The following is a 24,544-nucleotide window of genomic DNA, read 5'->3' on the forward strand; positions in this document are numbered from 1 at the left end:
CGACAACAAAATAATTAATAAACTTTAAAAATTTACGTTATGAACAATTTAAGAAACAAAGTACAATTAATCGGACATTTAGGAGCAACTCCAATTGTTAAAGGATTTGGGAAAGACAAAAAGGTAGCTAATTTTTCTATTGCCACTACGGACACGTATTACAATAATGAAGGAGAAAAAGTTACAGATACTCAATGGCACAACTTAGTTTGCTGGAACAAGACAGCAGATATTGTAGAAAAATATTTAGACAAAGGAAGTCACATTGCTATTGAAGGAAAGTTAACCAACGATAGTTGGGAAGACAAAGAAGGGAAAAAACGTTACACTACCCGAATTGTAGTCAATGAATTAATGATGTTGGGAAGCAAATAAAACTCAACAATTAATTATAAATAAAAAAGCCTCAACAAATGCTGAGGCTTTTTTTGTATTTATTTTATCAAGTGTGGTTTAAATGCTCCTGTATGTTGACAACAGATTTGCTCCATTACTTGTTGTAATTCTCTTTTCATTAAAGAAATTGTATGATTTCCTCCTTCTTTTCCTAAAGCACCAACACCATACATAAAACTACGTCCCATAAAAGTGAATTCTGCTCCACTTGCCATGGCTCTAGCAATGTCTGGTCCTCCTCTCAATCCAGAGTCTACCATAATTTTAATTTGATCTCCATATTTTTCAGCCAAATTCGTCATTGGAACAATAGAAGATTGTCCCGCATCTAACTGACGACCTCCATGGTTAGATACAATTAATCCATCAACTCCTAGTTTGATTGCTTTTTCAGTATCTTCTTCACTTACCACTCCTTTAATCACCAATTTCCCTTTCCATTGTTCACGAATAGAAGCAATTCTTTCTTCATTTAATCTACCGCTAAAAGTAGCATCCATAAACTGAGCTAATTGCTGTAAATTCATTCCCTTAGGCATGTATTGAGCCATGGTTTCAAAATTTGGCTGACCATATTTTAAAGTTTGTAATGCCCAATGCGGATGTGTTAACACCTCCATGATGTTTTTAAATGTCATCCTAGGCGGCATTCCCAAACCATTACGAGTATCTCTAGGTCTTACTCCAAACGTCGGCACATCGGCCAAAATTACCAATACATCAGCTCCTGCTTTTGCAGCTCTATCAATTACATCTTTCTTAATAGCTTCATCAGATGGATGATATAATTGAAACCAAAAGTTTCCTTCAGTAATTTCAGAAATACGCTCTATACTAGTAGTGGTTACCGTACTTAAAATAAAAGGAATGTTATGATCTTTTGCTGCTTTCGCTAAGATTTCTGGAGCATTTGGCCACATCAATCCTTGTAAACCAACAGGTGCAATACCAAATGGAGCTGCATATGTTTTTCCAAACAACTCAGTTTCCATACTAGATTTATCAAACTTAGACAAATACTGAGGCATCAACTCTATCTTTTGAAGATCTGTTCTGTTTTTATCAAGATTGATATCTTCATTACATCCTCCATCTAAATACTCAAAAGCGAATTTTGGCATTTTTACCATCGCTCTTTTTCTTAAGTCATCCATAGAAGGATATTTGGTATTGATTTTTATTTCCATCTTAAATTAAAATTTTGCGATAAATATAATACTCTTTATTTTTTTGAGTATCCTTTACAAACCTGCTTAGAAGTTCCTAAACCTTCAATACCTAATTCCATTACATCTCCTGGTTTTAAATACTTTGGAGGATTGAATCCTAAACCAACTCCAGACGGTGTTCCTGTAGAGATAACATCTCCTGGCAACAATGTCATAAATTGGCTAATATAAGATACTACTTCTTGTACATTGAAAATAAAATCATTGGTAGATGAATGCTGTAAACGCTCTCCGTTTAACTCTAACCACAATTCTAAATCGTTAGGATTTTTAACTTCATCTTTGGTTGCAATAAAAGGTCCTAACGGAGCAAAAGTATCGCATCCTTTACCTTTACACCACTGTCCTCCTTTTTCTATTTGGAAAGCTCTTTCAGAAATATCGTTATGTAAAGCATATCCTGCAATATGATCATTTGCATCTTCTAACTCCACATAAGAAGCTTTTTTCCCGATGATTATTGCCAATTCTACTTCCCAATCTGTTTTTTCAGAATTTTTAGGAATCATTACTTCGTCATTAGGACCACACAAAGCTGTAGTACTCTTAAAGAATAATATTGGTTCCTCAGGAATAGCAGCTCCTGTTTCTTCGGCATGTTTGGCATAATTTAAACCTACACAAACAATTTTAGAAGGTCTTGTTAATGGTGCTCCTAAACGAACATCATCTCCAATTTCTGGACAAGATGCTTCATTTTTTTCTAACCAAGCTGATAATCTTTCTATTCCATCTCCTCCAAAAAAATCTTCATTATAATCTTGCCCAAAAGCAGACACATCAATCTTTTTTCCTGATGCAGTAATTATACCTGGTTGTTCAGCACCCTCTGCTCCAAATCTTATTAATTTCATCTTTTTATTTTTTAAATATTATCCGTTTAGTTTTATAAATCCTCCATCTATTGGGTAGTCTGTTCCTGTAATAAAAGAAGCCTCATCTGAAACCAGATACAAAGCTAAATTACCAATTTCTTCTGGTTTAGCCATTCTACCAATAGGTTGCGTTGCCGATAATTTCTCGAACATCTCTGCTTCTTTTCCAGGATAGTTTTTTGAAATAAAACCATCAACAAAAGGCGTATGTACTCTTGCAGGCGAAATGCAATTACAACGAATTCCATCTTTTACATAATCTTTTGCAATAGAATAAGTCATGGTTAATACCGCTCCTTTAGTCATGGAGTAAGCAAAACGATCATCAATTCCTACAGAAGAAGCAATAGAAGCCATATTAATAATAGCCCCACCTCCATTTTGTTTCATCAATGGAATGGTTGCATGCAATGCATTGTAAACTCCTTTTACATTAACGTTGTACAACTTATCTAAATCTTCAGGATTACAAGCTTCAATATTTCCTACATGTGCAATTCCTGCATTGTTTACTAAAATATTAATTGGTTGATTATCATTAATCGTTTTGATGGTATTTTTAATCCCTTCATGATCTACAACATTTGCTTGATGTACAATTGCTTTTCCTCCTTTGGCTATAATTTCATCGGCTACTCTTTGAGCACCTTCTACTGTTAAATCCAAAATATTTACCAATGCTCCTGCTCCAGCCAAAGCTTTAGAAATGGCTTCACCAATTCCGCTACCACCACCAGTAACCACAGCACATTTTCCTGTTAAATTAAATAATGACATATTTTTCTGTTTTTATAATGACATTCCTCTTTTCCAAGGAATAAAATCGTTTTGACCTAATTTCATGGCTTTGGTTTTTTCTCCACTAGCCACTTTAATTACATATTCTAATAATTCTTCTCCTTTGGATGATAAAGTATCTCCTTCAATTACTCCACCTGTATTAAAATCAATGATATCATTCATCTTATTAAAAAGCTTTGTATTACTAGATACTTTTATGACTGGAACTACAGGATTTCCTGTTGGAGTTCCCAACCCAGTTGTAAATAAAATAATATTACATCCAGACCCTGCTAATCCTGTGGTAGATTCTACATCATTTCCTGGTGTACACAACAAATTTAATCCTGTTTTGGTAATTTGTTCTGTATAATCTAGCACATCAGTTATAGGAGAACTTCCGCCTTTTTTTGCAGCCCCTGCAGATTTAATAGCATCGGTAATTAATCCATCTTTAATATTTCCTGGTGATGGATTGGCATGAAAACCTCCTCCTAATAATTCTGCCTTAGCATTATAGGTAGACATAATATTAGAAAATTTATTGGCATTTTCCTTAGAATTACATCTATTAATTAACTCTTGCTCCACTCCGTTTAGTTCAGGAAACTCAGCCAACACGGTAGTTCCTCCTAATCCCACAATTAAATCAGACACATAACCCAAAGTAGGGTTAGCAGAAATACCAGAAAATCCATCAGACCCTCCGCATTCTAACCCAATAGTTAGTTTACTTAAAGGAGCTGCTTGCCTTTCAAATTTATTAGCTTTTATTAAACCTACAAAGGTTTTTTTAATGGCTTCCTCTATAAAATCTCTTTCTGAGGTACTGTCTTGTTGAGTTAACACATACAAAGGCTTCTTGTTTTCTTTTGAAAAACTGTTTAAAGCATCTTCTAAAATTTTTGCCTGTGCATGTTGACATCCTAAACTTAATACCGTTGCTCCTGCTACGTTTGGATTGTTAATATACCCTGCTAATAAATGGCATAAAGTAACTGAATCGGGAGTAGATCCTCCACAACCTCCATCGTGTCTCAAGAAATGGATTCCATCTACATTTGGAAACAATTTATTGGTTTTAACTTCTTCTTTGCTTGTTTGGATAGAAGTACTTAAAACTTCTTCTTCAGAAGCTCCTTGTTTATAAACATTTACCAGTTTATCAACAGCAAAGCCTGATTCTTCTTTTTGATTAAAGCCTAATTGATCAACAATGGCTTTTTCTATGACCGTTACATTTCTATTTTCACAAAAAACCAATGGAATTACCAACCAATTGTTTTGTGTTCCCACCTTACCATCAGCTCTATGATAACCTTGAAATGTTTTGTCTTTAAATTTTGAAATATCTGGAGCTTTCCAAATTTCTTTGTCATTTTTTTGAACCGAATACTCCTCCGCTTTATGGATTACATTATGGGTATGAATAAGTTCTCCTTTTACAATGGTTTGTGTAGCCGCTCCAACCAACACTCCGTACATGTAAATTAAATCTCCTTCCTTTAAATCTTCTGAAGCAAACTTATGTTTTGCAGACACATCAGTTTTTAATTTATATTTATCTCCTTCATAATGAACAACATCTCCTTTGTTAAGATCTGTTAGTGCAACAATTACATTGTCTTTTGTGTGTATCCTTAACACTGAATTTTTTTGAGACATATTTAACGATTTAATATCACTACAAATTTAGGATAGCTTAGTAGTCTAAAAGTCAAATATTAAGTCCAAAACTTATACTTTTTTTGCAATAAAGTATCGAAAAAGCAAATATGATCTATTTTATGTATATAATTAAGATGATTCAACTGTACCTACAGAACCATTTTTAGTAGGTGTTAATTGATATACTTTATCAGGATGTAAACCTTGCAACATTCTATGAGAAACGTACAAAATAGCCGTATCTGTTTCTTGGTGAATTTTATTGATGAAGGCTGTTAACATAGAAGTGGCATAATCATCCAATTCATTAGTAGGTTCATCCAAAATAAGTAAAGGCGGGTGTTTTACCATGGCACGAATAATTAACACAATTCGCTGCATTTCTGCAGACAAACGAACAAAATACATTTGTTTTTTTTCTTTTAGACCAACCAAATCTAACCATTTATCAGCTTCGTGAATTTGATGACCTGTAGGATTTTCGTACAAACCAATAGAGTCATAAAAGCCTGACAACACCATGTGTTGCACAGTAAATAACTTCCCAAAAAACTGGGTTAAACTTGGAGAAAAATATCCAATCTTTTTTTTGAGTTCCCAAACCGTTTCACCACTCCCTTTTTTACGACCAAACAACATAATATCTTCTCCAAACGCTTTGGCATTATCACCCGTTATCATGGTTAACAAACTGGTTTTTCCAGCACCATTTGGTCCTTTTAAATGCCAGAATTCTCCTTTATTAATTGTCCAATTAATGTTATTTACAATTTGCCTTGTTTCTTCATAAAAAATATTGACATCCGTAAATTTCACAAGTGGATTCTCAACTTCTATTTTTTGCAAATTATCAGGAAGATTTCCTTTAAACTCATAGGGTTTTAACTGTTGGTAAAAAGCCTTATCATATTCTTCTGGAGTACCCGAAAACTCAATTTTATCATTATTGACCAAATAGATTTTTTTAACCAAAGGCAACACTTCATCTCTTATTTTAAATATTTGAACTAGTGTAATCTTTTTTCCGATCTCCATTAAATCTTTAGCCAAAGATTCTTGTTTTTCTATATCTAAACAATCATATGGCTTGTCTAAAATCAAAAAATCAATCCCTTCTTTTTCATTTTTATGTACCAAAAAATCTAATAACAGTTTTTTTTGCTGGCCACTAGAATAAGAAGTTAAACTTCTGATATTTCCATTTCCATCAATGCAATTTTTTGTTAATGTAAAATCATCATGGTTTAACTCCTCGGTGATATATTTTTCTAATACCGAAGTACTAAACAAGGCACCTTTTTTACCATTAAATTCAGGAAACAAATTGTGTTCATTTCCAGCCAACAAATGATTGATAAAATTATTTTGTGATGTTGATTTATTAAAAATGGCAATGTGATTCATATTAATTTCTTTTAACAAATTCTAAAATAGCCTGTTCTGCACCTTCTCTATCTTCAATCAAACTCATATGTCCGTTTTCTAATTCTACCACTTCTGTATTGGCATCTTTGGTCTGTGCTATTAAATCTTCATAATTTAAAACCGGATCTTTTTTTCCTAAAATCATTAGCGATGGATAAGGTCCAAAATGCAATAACACTTCTCTATCCAATCTAATTTTCATTCCTTCTAAAGCCGCAATAATTCCTTGTCTTGAGGTTTTTAAAGCTTCTTTTTTCACCTTCGCAATTTCATCAGCATATATCTTTCTGCACTTAGAACGGAACAACATAGGAATAGAAGTTCTAATAAAAGATTTATGATTTTCTTTTACTACAGCAATCGCTCGATCTCTTCCTATTTTTTTCTCTTCAGAATCTGGTCTAGCAGTTGAGTTTAGTAAGACCAAGCCTTTAACATTGTCTGGATATAAATCTGCAAAGGCCAAAGCTACATATCCTCCCATGGAATGTCCTACAAAAAAAGATCTACGAATATTTAATGCATCTAAAACTGCTTTTACAGCTTCAGCCATTTCTGTCATAGTATGCACATAGCCTAAACTTTCAGTTTGTCCGTGCCCTAACAAATCAATACAAACCACTCTAAATTTAGAATTTAATACTTTTTCTAAACTTTCCCACATGGTGGTATTTTCTAAAAAACCATGCAACAACACTATGGCAGTTCCTTTTCCAGATTCAGTATAATGAATTGGTGTATTTTTATAAGTAATAAATGCGCTCATGTTGCAAAAATAAGGAGTTGATGGGATGAGAGCAATTTATAATTTATGTTTATTTTATGATAAAATAGTAGCATAATTTTTAGGTTTTATAAAACAACGGATAACCCTACATTTGTAATAAAATATTTCGGTCTTGAAAATTCAATCACTTCTAGAAAAGTATCAAAACGCTAGTGCTACACAACAATTGGTAGCACAAGTTTCTCAAGAAAAAACACACGCTGTTTTAAGCAAATTTAACGGAGCTGCCTTATCCATTATTGTGGTAGAGACCTTTAAACAAACTGATAAAACTTTTTTACTCATTTTTGATGATAAAGAACAAGCTGCTTATCACTTAAACGATTTAGAAAGATTGTTAAATGATAAAGATGTGTTGTTTTACCCTGGTTCTTACCGAAGACCTTATGAAATTGAGGATGTAGACAATGCCAATGTTTTGATGCGTGCCGAGGTTTTAAACCGATTAAATTCAAGAAAAAAACCAGCCATAATTGTTACTTATCCAAACGCTTTATTTGAAAAAGTAGTTACTAAAAAAGACCTAAACAGCAATACTTTAAAAATTACCACAGGTGATGAATTTAGCCTAGATTTTATTAACGAAGTATTGTTTGAATATAAATTTAATCGTGTTGATTTTGTTACAGAACCTGGAGAATTTGCAGTCCGTGGTGGAATTGTAGATGTGTTTTCTTTTGCCAACGATGAACCTTACCGTTTAGAGTTTTTTGGAGATGAAGTAGATAGCATTAGAACTTTTGATGTGGAAACACAACTATCTACAGGAAAGCCTAACAAAATTCATATCATGCCCAATGTGGAAAACAAACAATTTTCCGAAAAAAGAGAATCTTTTTTAAAATTTATTCCCAACAATAGCGTAGTTTTTACCAAAAGCACGGACATTCTTCAAAACGATTTAAACACTTTGTTTGAAAAAGCAACTACTCGTTTTGAAACATTATCCGAAAATTTAAATCATACTTTACCTAGTGAATTGTTTTTAGATGGAATTCAAATCAAAGAGCAATTAAAGGGTTATAGTAGAGTTTCCGTAAACAACAGCACTTCTACAGACAGCATCAACGGAAATACAGAACCTCAACCTTCTTTTAACAAACATTTTGATTTGTTAATAGAAAATCTACAACAGAATTCTAAAAAAGGATATTCCAATTATTTATTCTGTGCTAACGAAAAACAAGCAAAACGCTTTCACGATATTTTTGATGAAAGTGAAGAAGAAATAATATATGAAACCATAGTTTTTCAAATTCACGAAGGATTTGTAGACCATGAACACAAAATTGTTTGTTATACCGATCATCAGATTTTTGAGCGATACAATAAATTTCAGCTAAAAAATGGATTCGCTAAAAAACAGGCCGTTACTTTAAAAGAAATCAACAATTTAGAAATTGGAGATTTTGTAACTCATATAGATCACGGAATTGGGAAATTTGGTGGATTGCAAAAAATTGATGTCAACGGTAAAAAACAAGAAGCCATCAAACTAATTTATGGAGATTCTGATGTGCTTTACATCAGCATTCACTCTTTACATAAAATATCCAAATTCAACGGAAAAGATGGAAAAGTTCCTAAAGTTCACAAACTAGGATCTCCAGCTTGGAAAAAAGCCAAACAAACTGCCAAAGCCAAAGTAAAACAAATTGCTTTTGATTTGATTCAGCTTTACGCAAAACGTAAAAATCAAAAAGGATTTGCTTTCGATCCGGATAGTTATTTACAACATGAGTTGGAAGCTAGTTTTATGTACGAAGATACACCAGACCAAAACACTGCTACACAAGATGTAAAAGCAGATATGGAAAGTGACAAACCTATGGACAGATTGGTTTGTGGGGATGTTGGTTTTGGAAAAACAGAAGTTGCCATTCGTGCTGCTTTTAAAGCCGTAGACAATGGAAAGCAAGTAGCAGTGCTTGTTCCTACTACTATTTTGGCTTTTCAGCATTTTAAATCTTTTAAAAAAAGGTTAGAAGATTTTCCTGTAAACATCAACTATCTTAACCGTTTTAAAACGGCTAAACAAAAGAAAATAGTGATGGATGATTTGGCCGAAGGAAGATTAGATATTGTCATCGGAACCCATCAATTAGTTTCTGATAAAATTAAATACAAAGACTTAGGATTATTAATTATTGATGAGGAACAAAAATTTGGAGTAGCTGCCAAAGACAAGTTAAAAACCATTAAAGAAAATGTAGATACTTTAACTTTAACCGCAACACCTATTCCTAGAACTTTACAATTTAGTTTAATGGCTGCTAGAGATTTGTCGGTCATTGCTACACCTCCACCTAACCGTCATCCTATAGAAAGTAATGTAATTGGTTTTAGCGAAGAAGCCATTAGAGATGCTGTGATGTATGAAATTTCTCGTGGTGGCCAAATATTCTTTATTCACAACCGTGTAGACAATATTAAAGAAGTAGCAGGAATGTTACAGCGTTTGGTTCCTGATGCTAGAATTGGAATTGGTCACGGTCAGCTAGAAGGAAGAAAACTAGAAGAGGTGATGGTGAATTTTATGGAAGGAAACTACGATATTTTAGTAGCCACTACCATTATTGAATCCGGTTTAGATGTACCAAATGCTAACACTATTTTTATCAATCATGCTAATAATTTTGGATTATCCGATTTACACCAGATGCGTGGACGTGTAGGTCGTTCTAACAAAAAAGCCTTCTGTTATTTTATTTGTCCTCCTTACCACATGATGACTGAAGAAGCTCGCAAACGTATTCAAGCACTTGAAATGTTTAGCGAATTGGGTAGCGGAATTAACATTGCCATGAAGGATTTAGAAATTCGTGGAGCGGGAGATTTATTAGGAGGAGAACAAAGCGGATTCATCACCGATATTGGTTTTGATACTTATCAAAAAATATTAGAAGAAGCTGTTAAGGAATTAAAAGAAAAAGAGTTTAAAGATTTATATGATGAGGAAGATGCAGAGAGCAAAGAGTATGTTTCAGACATTCAAATAGATACTGATTTTGAAATTTTATTTCCTGATGACTACATCAACGCCATTGCAGAGCGATTGAATTTATATAAAAAATTAGGAGAGCTAACCGAAGAAAAAGAATTACAAGAATTTGAACAACAATTGGTAGATAGATTTGGGGAATTGCCAACCCAAGTGATTGATTTATTAGATTCAGTCAGAATTAAATGGTTGGCTAAAAAATTAGGATTAGAAAAAATTGTCTTAAAACAAAAACGCATGATTGGTTACTTTGTTTCCGATCAGCAAAGTGGATATTATAACACGCAAGCGTTTACCAATGTTTTAAAATATGTACAACAAAATTCTAAAATGTGTGTAATGAAAGAAAAAGAGACCAAAAACGGATTGCGTTTATTAATCACTTTTATCAGAATTGACAGCATTCAAAAAGCCTTAGAAACATTGAGAAATATTTAAAAAACTGAGTGATGACACAGGCGTGTTTTTTATCTTTTTTAATTATGTTTGCAACTCAACTAAAAACATTATTATGAAAAAAATTGCAATGCTAAGCGGGGTTATAATTGCCTTGTTTTTAACAAGCTGTGCCAGTACTTACAAAAACTTAAATCCTGAAACGGCTAATTTTTCTTCTACAGAAAAAAATGAAAATGGAATTAATGTCTCATACGAGTACTTAACTCTAAAGAAAAAATATGCTAAAAAAGCAAACAAAAAAGATATTAGAACTGTTGCCATAAAAATTGAAAACACTACTGACAAAACAATTACTTATAATTCTGATTTTAAATTAGCAACAACTGGTAATGAATACTTATCAGTATTGCATCCTAATGATACATATGACAACATTAGACAAAAACCAGGAACACATTTTTGGTATTTACTGCTCTCATTTATTCAACTACAAAAAACCTCCACAAATTCTTATGGTTATACTGAAACAGAAAATATTTTCCCAATTGGACTAATAATAGGACCTGGAATTGCTTTAGGTAACTTTTTCACAGCAAAAAGTGCCAATACCAAATTTAAGAATGAAATTGATCAGTACAATATTTATAATACTCCTATTGCTCCTGGAGAAAGTAAAACTTTCCTAATTGCCATAAGACACTCTAACTACCCTAGTATTAAAGCCCAGGTTATTAATTAACTATAAACTAACCTCCTAGAGATTTTACTCCATTTGGAGGAAACATTGTAAAGTATTTTTCAAAAAAAAATAAAATCCAGACAATTTCAATAACCACAAAACCTCTTCCTCACCGAAGAGGTTTTTTTGTGTCTTTTTCATAACTTTATGTCCATGAAATACAACCCAATCAACCCACAATTATTTATAGAAAATAGAAAACGCTTTACCCAACAAATGGAACCAAATTCCATTGCGTTTTTCAATTCCAATGACATTTATTTAACTGGAGCAGACAGCACCTTACCTTTTCATCAGCACCGAGATATTTTTTATTTAAGTGGTGTAGATCAAGAAGAAGCTGTTTTGGTTTTGTTTCCAGATGCCAAAAATCCAAATCATAGAGAAATGTTGTTCACCAAAGAAACCAGTGAATTGATTGCTATTTGGGAAGGAGAAAAATTAAATAAAAAAACAGCAACAGAAACCTCTGGAATTCAAACCATTTATTGGTTAACCGAAATGGAATCCATTTTAAAAGAATTAATTTCTGAAGCCAAAAACATTTATGTAAATCAAAACCCCCACAAAAGAGCAGTTCGAGAAATGGAAACTCGCGAGGATCGTTTTATAAAAAAGCTAAAAGAAAAATATCCCAATCACAATTATTTAAAAGCTTCAGATATTCTTTTTCCACTAAGAGGGATCAAGTCTCAAATTGAAATTGATTTGATTCAAAACGCTTGCGACATCACCAAAAAAGGATTTAACAGAGTCCTAAATTTTGTAAAACCTGATGTATGGGAATATGAAATTGAAGCAGAATTGATGCATGAATTTTTAAGGAATAGATCTAAAGGTTTTGCCTATACCCCTATTGTAGCCTCTGGATATTCTGCTTGTGTGTTACATTATATAGAAAACAACAAACAGTGTAAATCTGGTGATTTAATTTTAATGGATACTGCAGCTGAATATGCTAATTATTCTAGTGATTTAACCAGAACGATTCCTGTAAATGGTAGGTATACCGAAAGACAAAAAGCTGTTTATCAATCTGTTTTACATGTAAAAAAAGAAGCCACCAAAATGCTTAAAGAAGGTACGCTTTGGAAAGAATACAACAAAGAAGTGGGTAAATTAATGACCTCTGAATTACTTTCTTTAAAACTATTAGACAAAGCTGATATTCAGAATGAAACGGAAGAAAAACCCGCTTATAAAAAGTATTTTATGCATGGAACTTCTCACCATTTAGGACTAGACACTCACGATTACGGAGATTTTGAAAATGAAATGAAAGCCAACATGGTATTAACCGTAGAACCTGGTATTTATATTCCAAAAGAAAATTTAGGAATTAGATTAGAAGATGATTTGGTGATTCAAAAAAATGCAGAACCAATCAATCTAATGAGAGATATTCCTATTGAAATAGAAGAAATTGAAAGTATAATGAATGCTTAGATTTATTTAGGTTCTCGACTCCGATGGAACACCAAAATGATCATCGAGGAGGTCGAGATGAAAATTTATCATAATTATACTCAATAAAAAAATCCCAGATTCCATAATTGGAATCTGGGATTTTAAACTTAACAACTAATTGCTACTTTTTCTCTTATCTGTTGTGTGGCATTCACCATCACTTCCAAAGCCTTTTTTGTTTCTGGCCATTTTCTTGTTTTTAAACCACAATCTGGATTGATCCAAATATTTTCTTTTGGAATATATTTTTCTGCTTTTTCAATCAAATCAATTACTTCTTGTGTAGATGGAACTCTAGGGGAATGAATATCATAAACTCCAGGTCCAATTTCATTTGGATAATTAAACTCCGCAAAAACATCTAACAATTCCATTTGAGAACGAGAACATTCAATGGTAATCACATCGGCATCCATATCTGCAATAGATTTGATAATATCATTAAATTCTGAATAGCACATGTGAGTATGAATTTGTGTTTCATCTTTCACACCACTTGCAGACAATTTAAACGCATTTACCGCCCAAGTTAAGTAATCATTCCATTGCTCTTTTTTTAATGGCAATCCTTCTCTAATAGCAGGTTCATCTATCTGAATAATTTTGATTCCCGCTGCTTCTAAATCTACCACCTCATCTCTAATGGCCAAAGCAATTTGATTACAAGTGGTTTTTCTTGGCTGATCATCTCTTACAAATGACCATTGTAAAATAGTTACAGGCCCTGTTAACATTCCTTTTACATATTTATTTGTTAAGGATTGCGCATATTTTATCCACTCTAAAGTCATCGGGTTTAAACGCTCTACATCCCCAAAAATAATAGGTGGCTTTACACAACGAGTTCCGTAACTCTGCACCCATCCAAATTGAGTAAAAGCAAAACCTTCTAACTGCTCACCAAAATATTCAACCATATCATTTCTTTCAAACTCTCCATGCACTAAAACATCCAGTCCCACGTTTTCTTGAAACTCGATAGATTCTTTGGTTTCTTGAGCTAGCAAAGCATTGTATTCCTCGTTGCTAATTAATCCTTTTTTATGCTTGGCTCTCCAACTTCTTACTTCTGGAGTTTGGGGAAAAGAACCTATGGTAGTGGTAGGATACAATGGTAATTGTAATACTGCTGTTTGAATGATTTTTCTTGTTCTAAAAGAACTTTTACGATGTAAATGCTTCTCTTTAATAAAACATTCACGATTTTTCACCTTGAATTTGTGAATTCTACCAGACTCTCTTCTTTCTTGAATGTCTTTTTTATTGTTTTCAAAAGACAATAAATCAGCATGAGTAGGATGGGTACTTAATTTTTGTAACAACACTACTTCTTCTAATTTTTGAGCAGCAAAACTTAACCATGATTTTAATTCCTCATCTAATTTTTCTTCGCTTTCTAAATCAACTGGAACGTGCAATAAAGAACTTGAAGTAGCTACCCAAACTCTATCGGCTCCTAAAACTTCTTTGGCTTTGTTGATTTTTGTAATAGATTTGGTAATATCATTCTTCCAAATATTACGTCCATCTACCAATCCTAAAGACAATATTTTTGATTGATTTTTAAAATCAGATTGTAATATTTTATCCAATTGAGTTTCATTTCCTCTGGTTAAATCAACATGTAATACAGCTCCTGGTAATTGATTAATCAATACTAAATTATCTAAAACATCATCAAAATAAGTAGCAGTAATGAACTTTACCTTGGGAAATTCCTTACTTAAAAACTGATGTGTTTTCTGAATGGTAAATTGTTCCTTATCAGTTAAATTTAATGCTAAAAAAGGTTCATCAATTTGGATATAAGTAGCTCCTAATTGCTCTAATTCAGTAATAACTTCTTTATAAACAACTAACAAGTCATTCAACAAATCCAGCTTATCAAACCCTGCTTCTTTTTCTTTACCCAACAATAAATACGATGCCGGACTAATTAATACTGGCTTTGCATTAATTCCTAGCGCAACGGCTTCTTTATATTCATTAATTATTTTTTTTGATAAAAACTGAAAAGTCTGATTTTTTACAAACTCTGGAACAATATAATGATAATTGGTATCGAACCACTTGGTCATCTCCATAGCCGTTATATCGTAATTTTCTGTTTGTAATCCTCTTGCCATGGCAAAATAGACCTCTAACTCAGAAAAATTTTTGTTATTCAATAATTCTTGATAACGTTCTGGCACCGCACCAACTAACAAGGTGGTATCTAGTACCTGATCGTAAAAAGAAAAATCGTTAACAGGAATTAAATCTATGCCTGCTTCTTGTTGTTTTTTCCAGTTTTCTTTTCTAATTTCATACGCAACAAACTCTAAAGTCTCTTGATTACTGTTTTTAGCCCAATAACTTTCTGTTGCTTTTTTTAATTCTCTTTTTGCTCCTACTCTAGGATATCCTAAAACATGATTTTTCATAGTATTTTAGATTAAAATTCTACCACAAAACTACAACACAACAAAATACATCTAAAAAAACAGTCTAAATACAGATAAAAAACCTTTTAAAAATAATTAAACAGAAAAATACACTATCTTAGTTTTTGAAAAAGCTAAAAAAAGAAAAAAATACTATTTATACACCAGACAAAACATACTTGACATTATTAAAACAGTTACAAAAAATGCTAGAATTACTATAAAAGAACTGGCTAACATTACCAACTTACCTAATACATCCATTCATGAAAGAATTAAAAAACTTGAAAAAAACGGTTATATTACCAAACACTTTGCTATATTAACATGTTAACAGCATTCTGGAAGACGAGTTTTATCTACACCAAACCTTTGATAGCTTGCAAAAAACAAAAAAAGCAAGTAAAAATACAATCAAATCATATAACTCTAAAAAATTACATTTATGTTTAAAATATAAAACACCTAATCACGTACACCAAAACGTAGCTTAACTTTAATCAATCATATGTAGATCTATTTTAGTACTAAAAAAAGAGATCCATCAAATCAACACATTGATACGATAAAAGAAAATTAAATTGATTATCAAAAACGAATTAACTGGATAGGTGCTTCGTTAAAAGTACAGTACGAGGAAATTTATTTTGTTTATTCTCCCCCACGCTATGAAGAGAGAAATCCAACTCTACAAACCAAATATTTAAATAAACTATTCTTTTTGAAGTCAGTACATCCAAACAATATATTTCAAATATCTTTGGATCAAAATAAAGTTTAATTAATGTTATATAAGTTTCATACAAAACGACAATTGCTTCATAATAAATACGACTCACAGCAATTACATAACTTATTAAAAAAAATATCACTCCTATTTGCGAGTTTTCTGTTTTGTGTGTCTTCTGCGTATACTCAAAACTTTGATGTCCGTTTTAATCACATAACCAGTGATAATGGTCTTTCACAAAATACAATCGAAGATATTCTTAAAGACAGTAGAGGTTTTGTTTGGTTCGCTACACGAAATGGACTAAATAGATATGATGGATATTCCTTTAAAGTTTATAAAGCAGGAAACTCCGAACATGATTTATCGAGTAATTTTATTCATTCTATTTGTGAAGATTTAGAAGGAAATTTATGGATTGGAACAGAAAATGGGTTGAATATATTTGACACCAAAACCAATACCTTCTCCGTTCTGTTTCAGAATCCTGAAGATACCAATAGCATTTCCGACAATAACATTTCCGATATTGTGTGTGATAAAAACGGCATTATTTGGGCAGGCACATACACTCAGGGTTTGATTCGTATTCAAAAAACTACGAACGCAAAATATATTTTCAAACGATATCAATACACACCAAACGAACCAACAGGTATATTAAGCAATACAATTCATACATTGTTTATCGACAAAGAAAACAACCTTTGGATAGGAACAGACAATGGTATTAATAAATTAGATAACAGCACCAATTCTTTTGAACCATACCGAAACATTTCAGATGAAATAAATCCTTTAAGCCATAATTCTGTTTCAGTCATTTTTGAAGATTCATTTGGATATATCTGGATTGGAACCTGGAATGGATTAAACCAGATGAATAAGGCAACTGGTGAAATTAAATATTTCTTGTTTGATACTAAAAACCAGTCAAATAGTTCAAATTCCGCAATAAATACGATTGACGAAGATATAGAAGGCAATCTGCTAATAGGTTCTATAAATGGTTTATACAAGTTTGTCAGGAAAGAAAGCAGATTCTATCAATTTTCTGTGAAAAGCAATAGTGACTATGCATTGAGCAATGAATTGATTTCATGTATTGAAACCGATAGTTTAGGTAATGTTTGGATCGGAACTCACATGGGAGGCGTTAATCACTATAATGTACATCAAAAAAAATTTAAGCACATTGTTATTGAACCATTGCCCGAAGAAACAAACAACAATAATATAATCAACTCAATATACACAGATCCAAAAACATTATGGATTGGCACAGCAGGAAGCGGCCTTTATTGTTTAGATAAGCTAACAGGTAAATACAATCATTTCAAAAACATACCTGGCGATTTGCAAAGCATAAACGGAAATTATGTTTCTGCAATTAAAAAAGATAACATTGGTAATTTATGGATTGGTACCTGGGAAAGCGGTTTAAATAGAGTCCATTTAAATTCAAAACCCATTCGTTTTGAAAGAATCTCAGAGAAAAACGGCTGGAACAGCATGCTAAACAAATCCATTACCAGTATCCATATTGATAGTAGTTTTGTGCTGATTGGAGGCGAATATGGATTAGACAAACTGATTACAGAGAACAAAAATATAACACCAGTTGCTAATAATCAGAACTGGACAAACAACATTAGTCAGGTACGCTGTATTCTTAAGGACAAGCAAGGCTTTTTCTGGATCGGAACAAGACTAGGACTGTATTGCTTTCATGAGTCAAAACTGAAAACCAGTTTGTCTGATGTTGATATAACCTATTATCGCTCAAATGCAGATCAGCCTAATTCATTGCCATGCAATTTTATTGAAACACTTTGCGAAGATCACATCGGGAACATCTGGGCAGGAACTTTTGGTCACGGAATCTGCCAGATCCAACGAAAAAATAATGACGAAGTTATATTTAGAAGCTTCAACGAAAAGGATGAACTATCGAACAATGTAATTTACAGCATACAAACAGATAAAAATGGTGACTTGTGGATAGGTACCGATTACGGATTGTCAAGGTTCGATATTACAACGAAGAAATTCAGCAACTATTATGCATCCGATGGTTTACAAAGTAACCAGTTTTTTTGGGGGGCAAGTACCAAAGGAGAAGATGGGACACTCTATTTTGGCGGAACAAATGGGGTTAACTATTTTGTGCCAATTGAAATAAAAGACATCGATCCTATGACGAATGTAACCTTCACCGACTTTAAACTATTCAATAAATCTGTTAATGTTGGCGAGGAGGAACACAAAAAAAACATCCTTAGTAAGGATATTTCTATGGCTTCTGAAGTCCGTTTAACTTACAAAGAAGACATATTCTCAATTGAATTTTCTGCGCTTACTTATTTTCAACCACAAAAAATCAACTATGCATACAAACTGGAAGGAGTTGATGATGAATGGATACATACTTCTTCGACCCAACGATTTGCAAATTACAGAAACCTTGATGGAGGAAAATATACCTTTCTTGTAAAAGCATCTAACAGTAATGGAGAATGGAGCCAGCATCCTACAAAACTTGATATTATTATTACACCTCCGTTTTGGGACACCCTGTTGTTTAAAATATTTGGTATTTCGTTACTGGCATTTTTTATTGCATTCTATTTCAGGTATCGAACAAGAATATTGATCATTCAAAAACAAAGTCTCGAGGAAATAGTAAAAAACAGAACCAATGAAATTGCACTACAAAAAGAACAACTTACCATTCAGAACAAAGAGATTACAGCACAACATAATGAATTAATGGATCTGAATAAAAAAGTTCAACATGTCAATCAATTAAAGCTTCGTTTTTTTACCAATATTTCACACGAATTCCGAACCCCGTTAACACTTATTGCCGGTCCGGTTAAAAAATTACTCACAACCAACCCTGAACCTGATGAAACAAAGAAATCGCTTCAAATCATTGATCGTAATGTACAACGATTAATTCATCTTATAAACCAATTACTAGACTTCAGAAAAGTGGAGACCAACAAGTTAGAGCTAAAAGTTTCGAGAGGAGACCTATTATCATTTATAAACGAGATATGCACTTCATTTGAACAGCTGGCACAAGAAAAACAAATCAATTTTACTTTTACGCACGAACAAATTAATGATGATCAATGGTTTGATTATGAAAAACTAGAAAATATTCTTTTCAACCTGCTTTCAAACGCTTTTAAGCATACTCCTGCAAATGGGGAAATTAGTATCTCTCTAAAGGTAAATTCGAAAATAGCAGATTTAAACCTGCAGGCCTCAACCGTAATCATAAAAGTTGTCGATACAGGTATCGGGATACCTGCCGAACATCTTGGCAATATCTTTAAACGTTTCTATCAAATAGACACGCCTGAGAATATAAAGAATAGGGGATCTGGTATTGGCTTATCGCTTACCAAGGACTTGGTAATTGCACATCATGGAACTATTCACGTTAAAAGTGAAGTAGGCAAAGGATCTACTTTTACTGTAATTATTCCTTTTCAAAAAGAATCATTCAGCTCCAATGAAATTTCGGATGAGACAATGATTTGGGATAACAGCGGTTTAAAACATAAAATGGATTCTAGTGAATTATCTGTTGAAACTAACACCAAAAAAAACACCTCCACAAAAAATACTTTAAAAAGTACCGATAAACCTACGATTCTAATCGTTGAAGATAATTTTGACCTAAGAGAATTTGTAATCAACAGTCTTGTATACAACTATAATATTCTGGAAGCAGAAAATGGAAAAACAGCATATGAAATTGCAAAAGTCCATAATCCTGAACTTATCATTAGCGACATAATGATGCCAGTTATGGATGGTTTAGAATTATGTACCCGTATTAAAAACAACCTGCTTACAAGCCATATTCCTGTTATACTTTTAACGGCACGTTCTTTAGTCGAAAATTGGATAGAAGGCCTAGAATCTGGTGCCGACGATTATGTTCCAAAACCATTCGACCTTGATTTACTTAAGGCTAAAATAAAGAACCTGCTTGAGTCCCGTGAAAAATTAAGGAAACATTTTAGTGGTGATGTTAGTATATCTTCTTCTGAAATTACTACAACGAAAGCCGATAGCGATTTTATTAATAAAGCCTTTGAAATTGTAGAAGAGAACTATACAAATCCTGAGTTTGGTGTCAAAGAATTGGTTGATAAAATGAATGTAAGCCATAGTCTGCTTCACAAAAAATTAAAGGTAATTGTGAACAAGTCGGCGGGTGATTTTATTACTATAATTCGTTTAAAAAGAGCCGCCGAGCTGCTGAACAATTCAGCTAAAAATATTAGTGAAGTTGCATACGAAGTAGGTTTCAATGACCCAAAATACTTTAGTCAAAAATTCAAGAGATATTTTGGAATACTCCCTTCTAACTATATAAAAAACAAATAACAGAAAAGTTTCAGCAATAATTTTTTTTTAATTGAGGTATAGTGCTCAATTGATAAACTTTCTTACACCTATTTGCGATACATATCTGATGATTGATTACAAATCAGACTCATTTTGTCATGATTAAAAGTTGTTTGAGTAGTTCATCTTCAATCTAAAGATAACAGCGTTAATGCATGTTTGATGGTCAATCATATGCCATTAATATTCCAAATTCTTCATCCTTTATTCCAGATTCATTAACCTCCAACTTATTCTTTATTAATAATATTACACCCTATTATTTAAAGAATCAAAAAAAATATACAATGAAACAACTACAAAATTACCTTTTAATCATTGTCTTTGCGTTGGCAAATTTGACATTACCAAATGTGGTTTCAGCACAGTCACTGGATTACGAACTTGAACCTATCCCCGATATTCAGGATCCATTAACTGAAAATTCTGTTGAAATGGATAACTCCAAAACATTTGAAGAGGTGAAACTGGATCTTCCTATTTCCTCCGGTCCTTTTGAACCCACATGGGAGTCGATTGAAGCTAATTATCCTGGAACCCCCGACTGGCTGAGGGAAGCCAAATTTGGAATTTGGATTCATTTTGGGCCACAAGCTGCAGGTGAAAGCGGCGACTGGTATGCTAGAAGACTTTATACACAAGGTACAACTGCTTATAATAACCACCTTAGTAACTACGGACATCCATCAGAAGTTGGTTATAAAGAGGTGCTTCGCGACTGGAATCCTGACAAACTAGATCCTGCGGGACTAGTTGAATTATTCAAAAATGCAGGAGTGAAATACCTAATAATCCAAGGAGTTCACCACGATCAGTTTGATATGTGGGATTCAAAATACCAGCCATGGAATTCAACAAATATGGGACCCAAACGCGATTTAGTTGGTGAGTGGGTAACTGCAGCTAAAAATGCAGATATGCGTTTCGGTATTACTTTTCATCATGAATATTCATGGTGGTGGTGGCAAACTGCCTTTCAGAGTGATGTAACCGGCGGTAAAGCGGGGGTACCATACGATGGTAATTTAACTCTTGCCGATGGTGTCGGACAATGGTGGGAAGGTATGGATCCACGATACTTATATGGCGTTAACTTACGCGAATACAAAGGAGTTGCAAGTGCTGCCAATAGTAATTGGTCCCCTCCTCCAGCAGGTATCTTTAGCAATCATTTAGAATTCAGTGAGTGGTATGCCAAATGGTGGGCACTGCGTATGATGGATGCTGTTGATAAATACAACCCTGACTTTATATATACTGATGGAACCGACCAACAACCTTTTAGTGGATTTGGTACCGGTACAGGATATAAGAGCGATGCTATGCAGCGTGTTATAGCTGACTTTTACAATAAAACATTGAATCGTCGTGGTGAAGTTGATGTGTTTAGTATTGTCAAATTCCGAAACAAAACCAATGGTACGGTTAATACTGAAGAAGGTAGTATTCCAGGAAATATAAAAACCGATCAGGCATGGATTGCAGAAACTCCAGTAGGTGATTGGTTTTATGCTCCAAACTTTACATATAGCTCTAATGCTGTGATTCGATACTTACTGGAACAAGTTGCCCGCGATGGTAATGTTGGCTTATGCGTTTCGCCCCTACCTGATGGATCGTTTGATGCAGGAAGCACAACAATGCTTACGCAAATTGGTGAGTGGTTATCAATTAACGGAGAAGGAATATATGGAAGTCATGCCTGGGAGGTGCTAGGAGAAGGTGCAGGCGGTAATCTAAATGTGCTTCCAGGTGGAAAAATTGGTAGTAATCAAGCAAATCACACTTTTTATACAACTGATTTCCGCTTTACTGTTGGTAAGAACGACAGCTTGTATGCATGGTGTATGAAAGTGCCTCAAGCAAATGAAGAACTTACAATAACTTCATTAGGTACATCAAGCGATCTGTTGGCAGCACCAATTAGCTCTGTAAAACTTTTAGGCTATGATGGAGTACTTACATGGAATCAGGATGCTGATGGTTTACATATAACCTGTCCTGCTTCGATGAATTATAAAACCGCTGTAGGCTTTAAAATTGGTCCAAGTATATATAATTATTCAAGTCTTTCTCAATTAATAAACGAAGCTCAGGCTGAAGTTACATCAGCTGAACAGAATATTGGTCTTAATACCGGACAGTATATTCAGGATTCTATTAATACATTAAATGATGCAATCATTGTTGCTCAGTCCATTGAACAAACCAGCAATGATTCTACTATTAAAACAGGCATCTTAACATTAAAGGAAGCGATAAACAACTTTAATGAATATGGTCAAAATAAAGGTGGAAAACTGTCTTTTGCAAACACTCAGAACATTACACGTGTAGCATTGCAGGAGGCTCGCAACTTTGACAGGTCGGATGAAGGTGTCTCCGGAACCGGACGATGGGGATTACTAGCAGAGCCCTGGAAGTATACCAGCAATATTGTGAATCAAGAAGGGAATTCCAGAGGAGGTTTCGATAATTATAGTAACAGTCGATCTGTGGGTATTCAAAAGTGGTTCTCGTCTGATCCAGTAATTGAGAATGGAATGATATATCAAACCACAACACTACCTGCTGGCAGTTATAAGCTTAAAATTAAGGTGCATGAACAATATGGTTTAAAAGCAGGAGAGATATACATGAATGTTGCTGCTGGTGATGTTTTGCCATTAACAACAGACGTGCCAACAAATGCATTGGCTTATTACGATATGCAAAATTCTTCAACAGGAAGTCAGATTTCAGCTTGTGCATTTTCATTGTCAGAAGAAACAAAAGTAAGCATTGGATGGACTACAACCATTGCATCAGAAGCTGCTACCAGAAGTATGAGGGTTAATGAAATATTACTTCTAGATGGAAATGATAATGATATTTCATCGACATACCTGGGTAATTACACAAGTATTCAACGTAAAGATGCTTCTTATAGCAGGTTCGGGACACCGAAAAACTGGACGGTAGAAAATTTTAACTGTCAGACAAGTTCAGAAGGGCTTAGAAATGGAATTGATAAATGGTCTGGCTATAATTCTTTAATGATGGGTTTTTGGGGAGATGTTGCAAATGCTGTTGGTGATCCATCGAATGCCAAATTGTACAAAAAAATTACACTACCTGCTGGAAAATACGTTTTTACAGCAGCTTACGATGCAAATTTCAATATGTCTGAAATGTATTTGTTTGTGTCAAAATCAGTTCCCAATCTTTCAAATATGAAGGAGACTGCTTTAGCCTTTTACCCCATTTCAGGGGCTCCTACAAATGGAGAGCATTATGGTTTAACATTTACAATCGAAGAAGAGTCTACAATTTATTTAGGATGGATTGGAGATTTAACTACGAGTTCTAACTTGGAATTTAGGGCAACAGAAATCAATCTATTACGAGTTATATCTGAAGAAGGCAATTATTTAAACGAAGGAGCCTTTGATGCAACTGTTGCTGATGAACTATACACTATTGGTTCCAGTGAATTTGATTTACTTACAAATTTAAGTTGGCACGTCTCAGCGGACAACTTTAGATATATTGAAGGAAATGCTAATGGAAGCATTATAATTGGCGATATCGATTTTGGGGCCAGCAGTCATAGAAAGTTTTCTATACATACTGCATTAAACGGCACTATTCCTAAAAACTCAATGTATGATTTCTACAAAGATGACGAAACGACTCCATTTGTTTCTCTATCGCCCATTTCCACATCAAGTTCATTGCTTTTTGATACTTCTGAATCCGATCCTTTTTTAATAGATGGAAATCATAAAATCACAGTAAAATACAATAATCATATATCAAATATTGAATCGATAGAAATTAAACCAAAAACTTCGTTGAGTATTAAAGATGTTAAAAACACAGAGAATGATATTAATCCTTATGATATTTACTCTGAAAAAAACACCATAATGATAAATGGTCTAAATGGTGAGTTGGTTCGTGTTTATACGTTAGATGGTAAATCTATTTATAAAGAAAAAGCTACTATGACTTCTCTGTCTATACCTGTTAAACAAGGATTATATTTTATCATTATTGATAGATATGCATATAAAATTGTTTGTCATTAATTGAGTTTGTGTATTTTTTAGTATTTAAGAAACCTAAATTTTCATATATAAGAGGTTGTTAGTCTCAAATAAATATTTAACAATCAAAAGCTCACTCTATTTGTAAGTATATTGGCAAGTCACACGA

15 protein-coding genes are annotated in these 24,544 nt (G+C 33.4%); 8 read left to right on the forward strand and 7 right to left on the reverse strand.

Translation table 11 applies throughout. From position 1 onward, the window contains the following. The first annotated feature begins 39 nt into the window (after positions 1 to 39). Positions 40 to 375: a single-stranded DNA-binding protein gene (locus BUB70_RS02280; protein WP_073118065.1), complete on the forward strand. Its 336-nt coding sequence runs from the start codon at positions 40 to 42 to the stop codon at positions 373 to 375. Between the two features lie 59 nt (positions 376 to 434). On the opposite strand, the gene BUB70_RS02285 is transcribed toward BUB70_RS02280, so the two are convergent. The 6 genes from BUB70_RS02285 to BUB70_RS02310 all read right to left on the reverse strand — a co-directional run bounded on the left by BUB70_RS02285 (position 435) and on the right by BUB70_RS02310 (position 7,139). Beyond that, positions 435 to 1,583 (reverse strand): alpha-hydroxy acid oxidase, encoded by a 1,149-nt coding sequence (locus BUB70_RS02285; RefSeq protein WP_073118066.1) that lies wholly within the window; start codon positions 1,581 to 1,583, stop codon positions 435 to 437. 35 nt (positions 1,584 to 1,618) lie between these two features. Beyond that, positions 1,619 to 2,479 carry a fumarylacetoacetate hydrolase family protein gene (locus tag BUB70_RS02290; RefSeq protein WP_073118067.1) on the reverse strand — a complete coding sequence of 287 codons (861 nt, stop codon included), beginning with the start codon at positions 2,477 to 2,479 and terminating at the stop codon, positions 1,619 to 1,621. A gap of 18 nt (positions 2,480 to 2,497) precedes the next feature. Beyond that, positions 2,498 to 3,277: an SDR family NAD(P)-dependent oxidoreductase gene (locus BUB70_RS02295; protein ID WP_073118068.1), complete on the reverse strand. Its 780-nt coding sequence runs from the start codon at positions 3,275 to 3,277 to the stop codon at positions 2,498 to 2,500. 12 nt (positions 3,278 to 3,289) lie between these two features. Beyond that, the gene (locus BUB70_RS02300; protein WP_073118069.1) at positions 3,290 to 4,945 is read right to left on the reverse strand and encodes a UxaA family hydrolase; all 1,656 of its coding nucleotides are present in this window, start codon (positions 4,943 to 4,945) and stop codon (positions 3,290 to 3,292) included. A 132-nt stretch (positions 4,946 to 5,077) separates the two neighbouring features. Beyond that, a complete protein-coding gene (locus BUB70_RS02305; protein ID WP_073118070.1) occupies positions 5,078 to 6,352 on the reverse strand; it encodes an ATP-binding cassette domain-containing protein in 1,275 nt (424 codons plus the stop codon). A gap of 1 nt (position 6,353) precedes the next feature. Further along, complete coding sequence (locus tag BUB70_RS02310) at positions 6,354 to 7,139, reverse strand: alpha/beta fold hydrolase (RefSeq protein ID WP_073118071.1); 786 nt, start codon at positions 7,137 to 7,139, stop codon at positions 6,354 to 6,356. Positions 7,140 to 7,272: 133 nt separating this feature from the next. Here BUB70_RS02310 and mfd point away from each other — a divergent pair, with 133 nt between their 5' ends. The 3 genes from mfd to BUB70_RS02325 all read left to right on the forward strand — a co-directional run bounded on the left by mfd (position 7,273) and on the right by BUB70_RS02325 (position 12,745). Beyond that, positions 7,273 to 10,599: a transcription-repair coupling factor gene (gene mfd / locus BUB70_RS02315; RefSeq protein ID WP_073118072.1), complete on the forward strand. Its 3,327-nt coding sequence runs from the start codon at positions 7,273 to 7,275 to the stop codon at positions 10,597 to 10,599. A gap of 73 nt (positions 10,600 to 10,672) precedes the next feature. Further along, positions 10,673 to 11,299: a hypothetical protein gene (locus BUB70_RS02320; RefSeq protein WP_073118073.1), complete on the forward strand. Its 627-nt coding sequence runs from the start codon at positions 10,673 to 10,675 to the stop codon at positions 11,297 to 11,299. A 153-nt stretch (positions 11,300 to 11,452) separates the two neighbouring features. Next, positions 11,453 to 12,745, forward strand: a complete 1,293-nt coding sequence (locus BUB70_RS02325; RefSeq protein ID WP_073118074.1) for an aminopeptidase P family protein — start codon at positions 11,453 to 11,455, stop codon at positions 12,743 to 12,745. Between the two features lie 128 nt (positions 12,746 to 12,873). Here BUB70_RS02325 and metE read toward each other — a convergent pair whose 3' ends face one another. Beyond that, positions 12,874 to 15,189 (reverse strand): 5-methyltetrahydropteroyltriglutamate--homocysteine S-methyltransferase, encoded by a 2,316-nt coding sequence (gene metE, locus BUB70_RS02330; RefSeq protein ID WP_073118075.1) that lies wholly within the window; start codon positions 15,187 to 15,189, stop codon positions 12,874 to 12,876. A gap of 229 nt (positions 15,190 to 15,418) precedes the next feature. Between metE and BUB70_RS14205 the strand changes: the two genes are divergently transcribed. The 4 genes from BUB70_RS14205 to BUB70_RS02350 all read left to right on the forward strand — a co-directional run bounded on the left by BUB70_RS14205 (position 15,419) and on the right by BUB70_RS02350 (position 24,417). Next, entirely contained in the window at positions 15,419 to 15,523 is a 105-nt protein-coding gene (locus BUB70_RS14205) for a winged helix-turn-helix transcriptional regulator (RefSeq protein WP_229742954.1), read from the forward strand. 7 nt (positions 15,524 to 15,530) lie between these two features. After that, positions 15,531 to 15,683, forward strand: a complete 153-nt coding sequence (locus tag BUB70_RS14345; RefSeq protein WP_369009010.1) for an IS3 family transposase — start codon at positions 15,531 to 15,533, stop codon at positions 15,681 to 15,683. Between the two features lie 290 nt (positions 15,684 to 15,973). Continuing rightward, positions 15,974 to 20,326 carry a hybrid sensor histidine kinase/response regulator transcription factor gene (locus BUB70_RS02345; RefSeq protein ID WP_084730142.1) on the forward strand — a complete coding sequence of 1,451 codons (4,353 nt, stop codon included), beginning with the start codon at positions 15,974 to 15,976 and terminating at the stop codon, positions 20,324 to 20,326. A gap of 176 nt (positions 20,327 to 20,502) precedes the next feature. Next, complete coding sequence (locus BUB70_RS02350; RefSeq protein ID WP_143155221.1) at positions 20,503 to 24,417, forward strand: alpha-L-fucosidase; 3,915 nt, start codon at positions 20,503 to 20,505, stop codon at positions 24,415 to 24,417. Positions 24,418 to 24,544 lie beyond the last annotated feature (127 nt).

It is taken from the genome of Wenyingzhuangia marina, from assembly GCF_900130035.1.
In the GTDB taxonomy this organism is placed as follows: Bacteria; Bacteroidota; Bacteroidia; order Flavobacteriales; family Flavobacteriaceae; genus Wenyingzhuangia; species Wenyingzhuangia marina.

What these genes read in the sequence shown, in the direction of transcription:
- BUB70_RS02345 (WP_084730142.1), top strand. Translation starts at nt 15,974, where the DNA reads ATGTTATATAAGTTTCATACAAAACGACAATTGCTTCATAATAAATAC.
- BUB70_RS02280 (WP_073118065.1), top strand. Translation starts at nt 40, where the DNA reads ATGAACAATTTAAGAAACAAAGTACAATTAATCGGACATTTAGGAGCA.
- metE (WP_073118075.1), bottom strand. Translation starts at nt 15,189, where the DNA reads ATGAAAAATCATGTTTTAGGATATCCTAGAGTAGGAGCAAAAAGAGAA.
- BUB70_RS02285 (WP_073118066.1), bottom strand. Translation starts at nt 1,583, where the DNA reads ATGGAAATAAAAATCAATACCAAATATCCTTCTATGGATGACTTAAGA.
- BUB70_RS02310 (WP_073118071.1), bottom strand. Translation starts at nt 7,139, where the DNA reads ATGAGCGCATTTATTACTTATAAAAATACACCAATTCATTATACTGAA.
- BUB70_RS02350 (WP_143155221.1), top strand. Translation starts at nt 20,503, where the DNA reads ATGTTTGATGGTCAATCATATGCCATTAATATTCCAAATTCTTCATCC.
- BUB70_RS02320 (WP_073118073.1), top strand. Translation starts at nt 10,673, where the DNA reads ATGAAAAAAATTGCAATGCTAAGCGGGGTTATAATTGCCTTGTTTTTA.
- BUB70_RS02290 (WP_073118067.1), bottom strand. Translation starts at nt 2,479, where the DNA reads ATGAAATTAATAAGATTTGGAGCAGAGGGTGCTGAACAACCAGGTATA.
- BUB70_RS02325 (WP_073118074.1), top strand. Translation starts at nt 11,453, where the DNA reads ATGAAATACAACCCAATCAACCCACAATTATTTATAGAAAATAGAAAA.
- BUB70_RS02305 (WP_073118070.1), bottom strand. Translation starts at nt 6,352, where the DNA reads ATGAATCACATTGCCATTTTTAATAAATCAACATCACAAAATAATTTT.
- BUB70_RS02295 (WP_073118068.1), bottom strand. Translation starts at nt 3,277, where the DNA reads ATGTCATTATTTAATTTAACAGGAAAATGTGCTGTGGTTACTGGTGGT.
- BUB70_RS02300 (WP_073118069.1), bottom strand. Translation starts at nt 4,945, where the DNA reads ATGTCTCAAAAAAATTCAGTGTTAAGGATACACACAAAAGACAATGTA.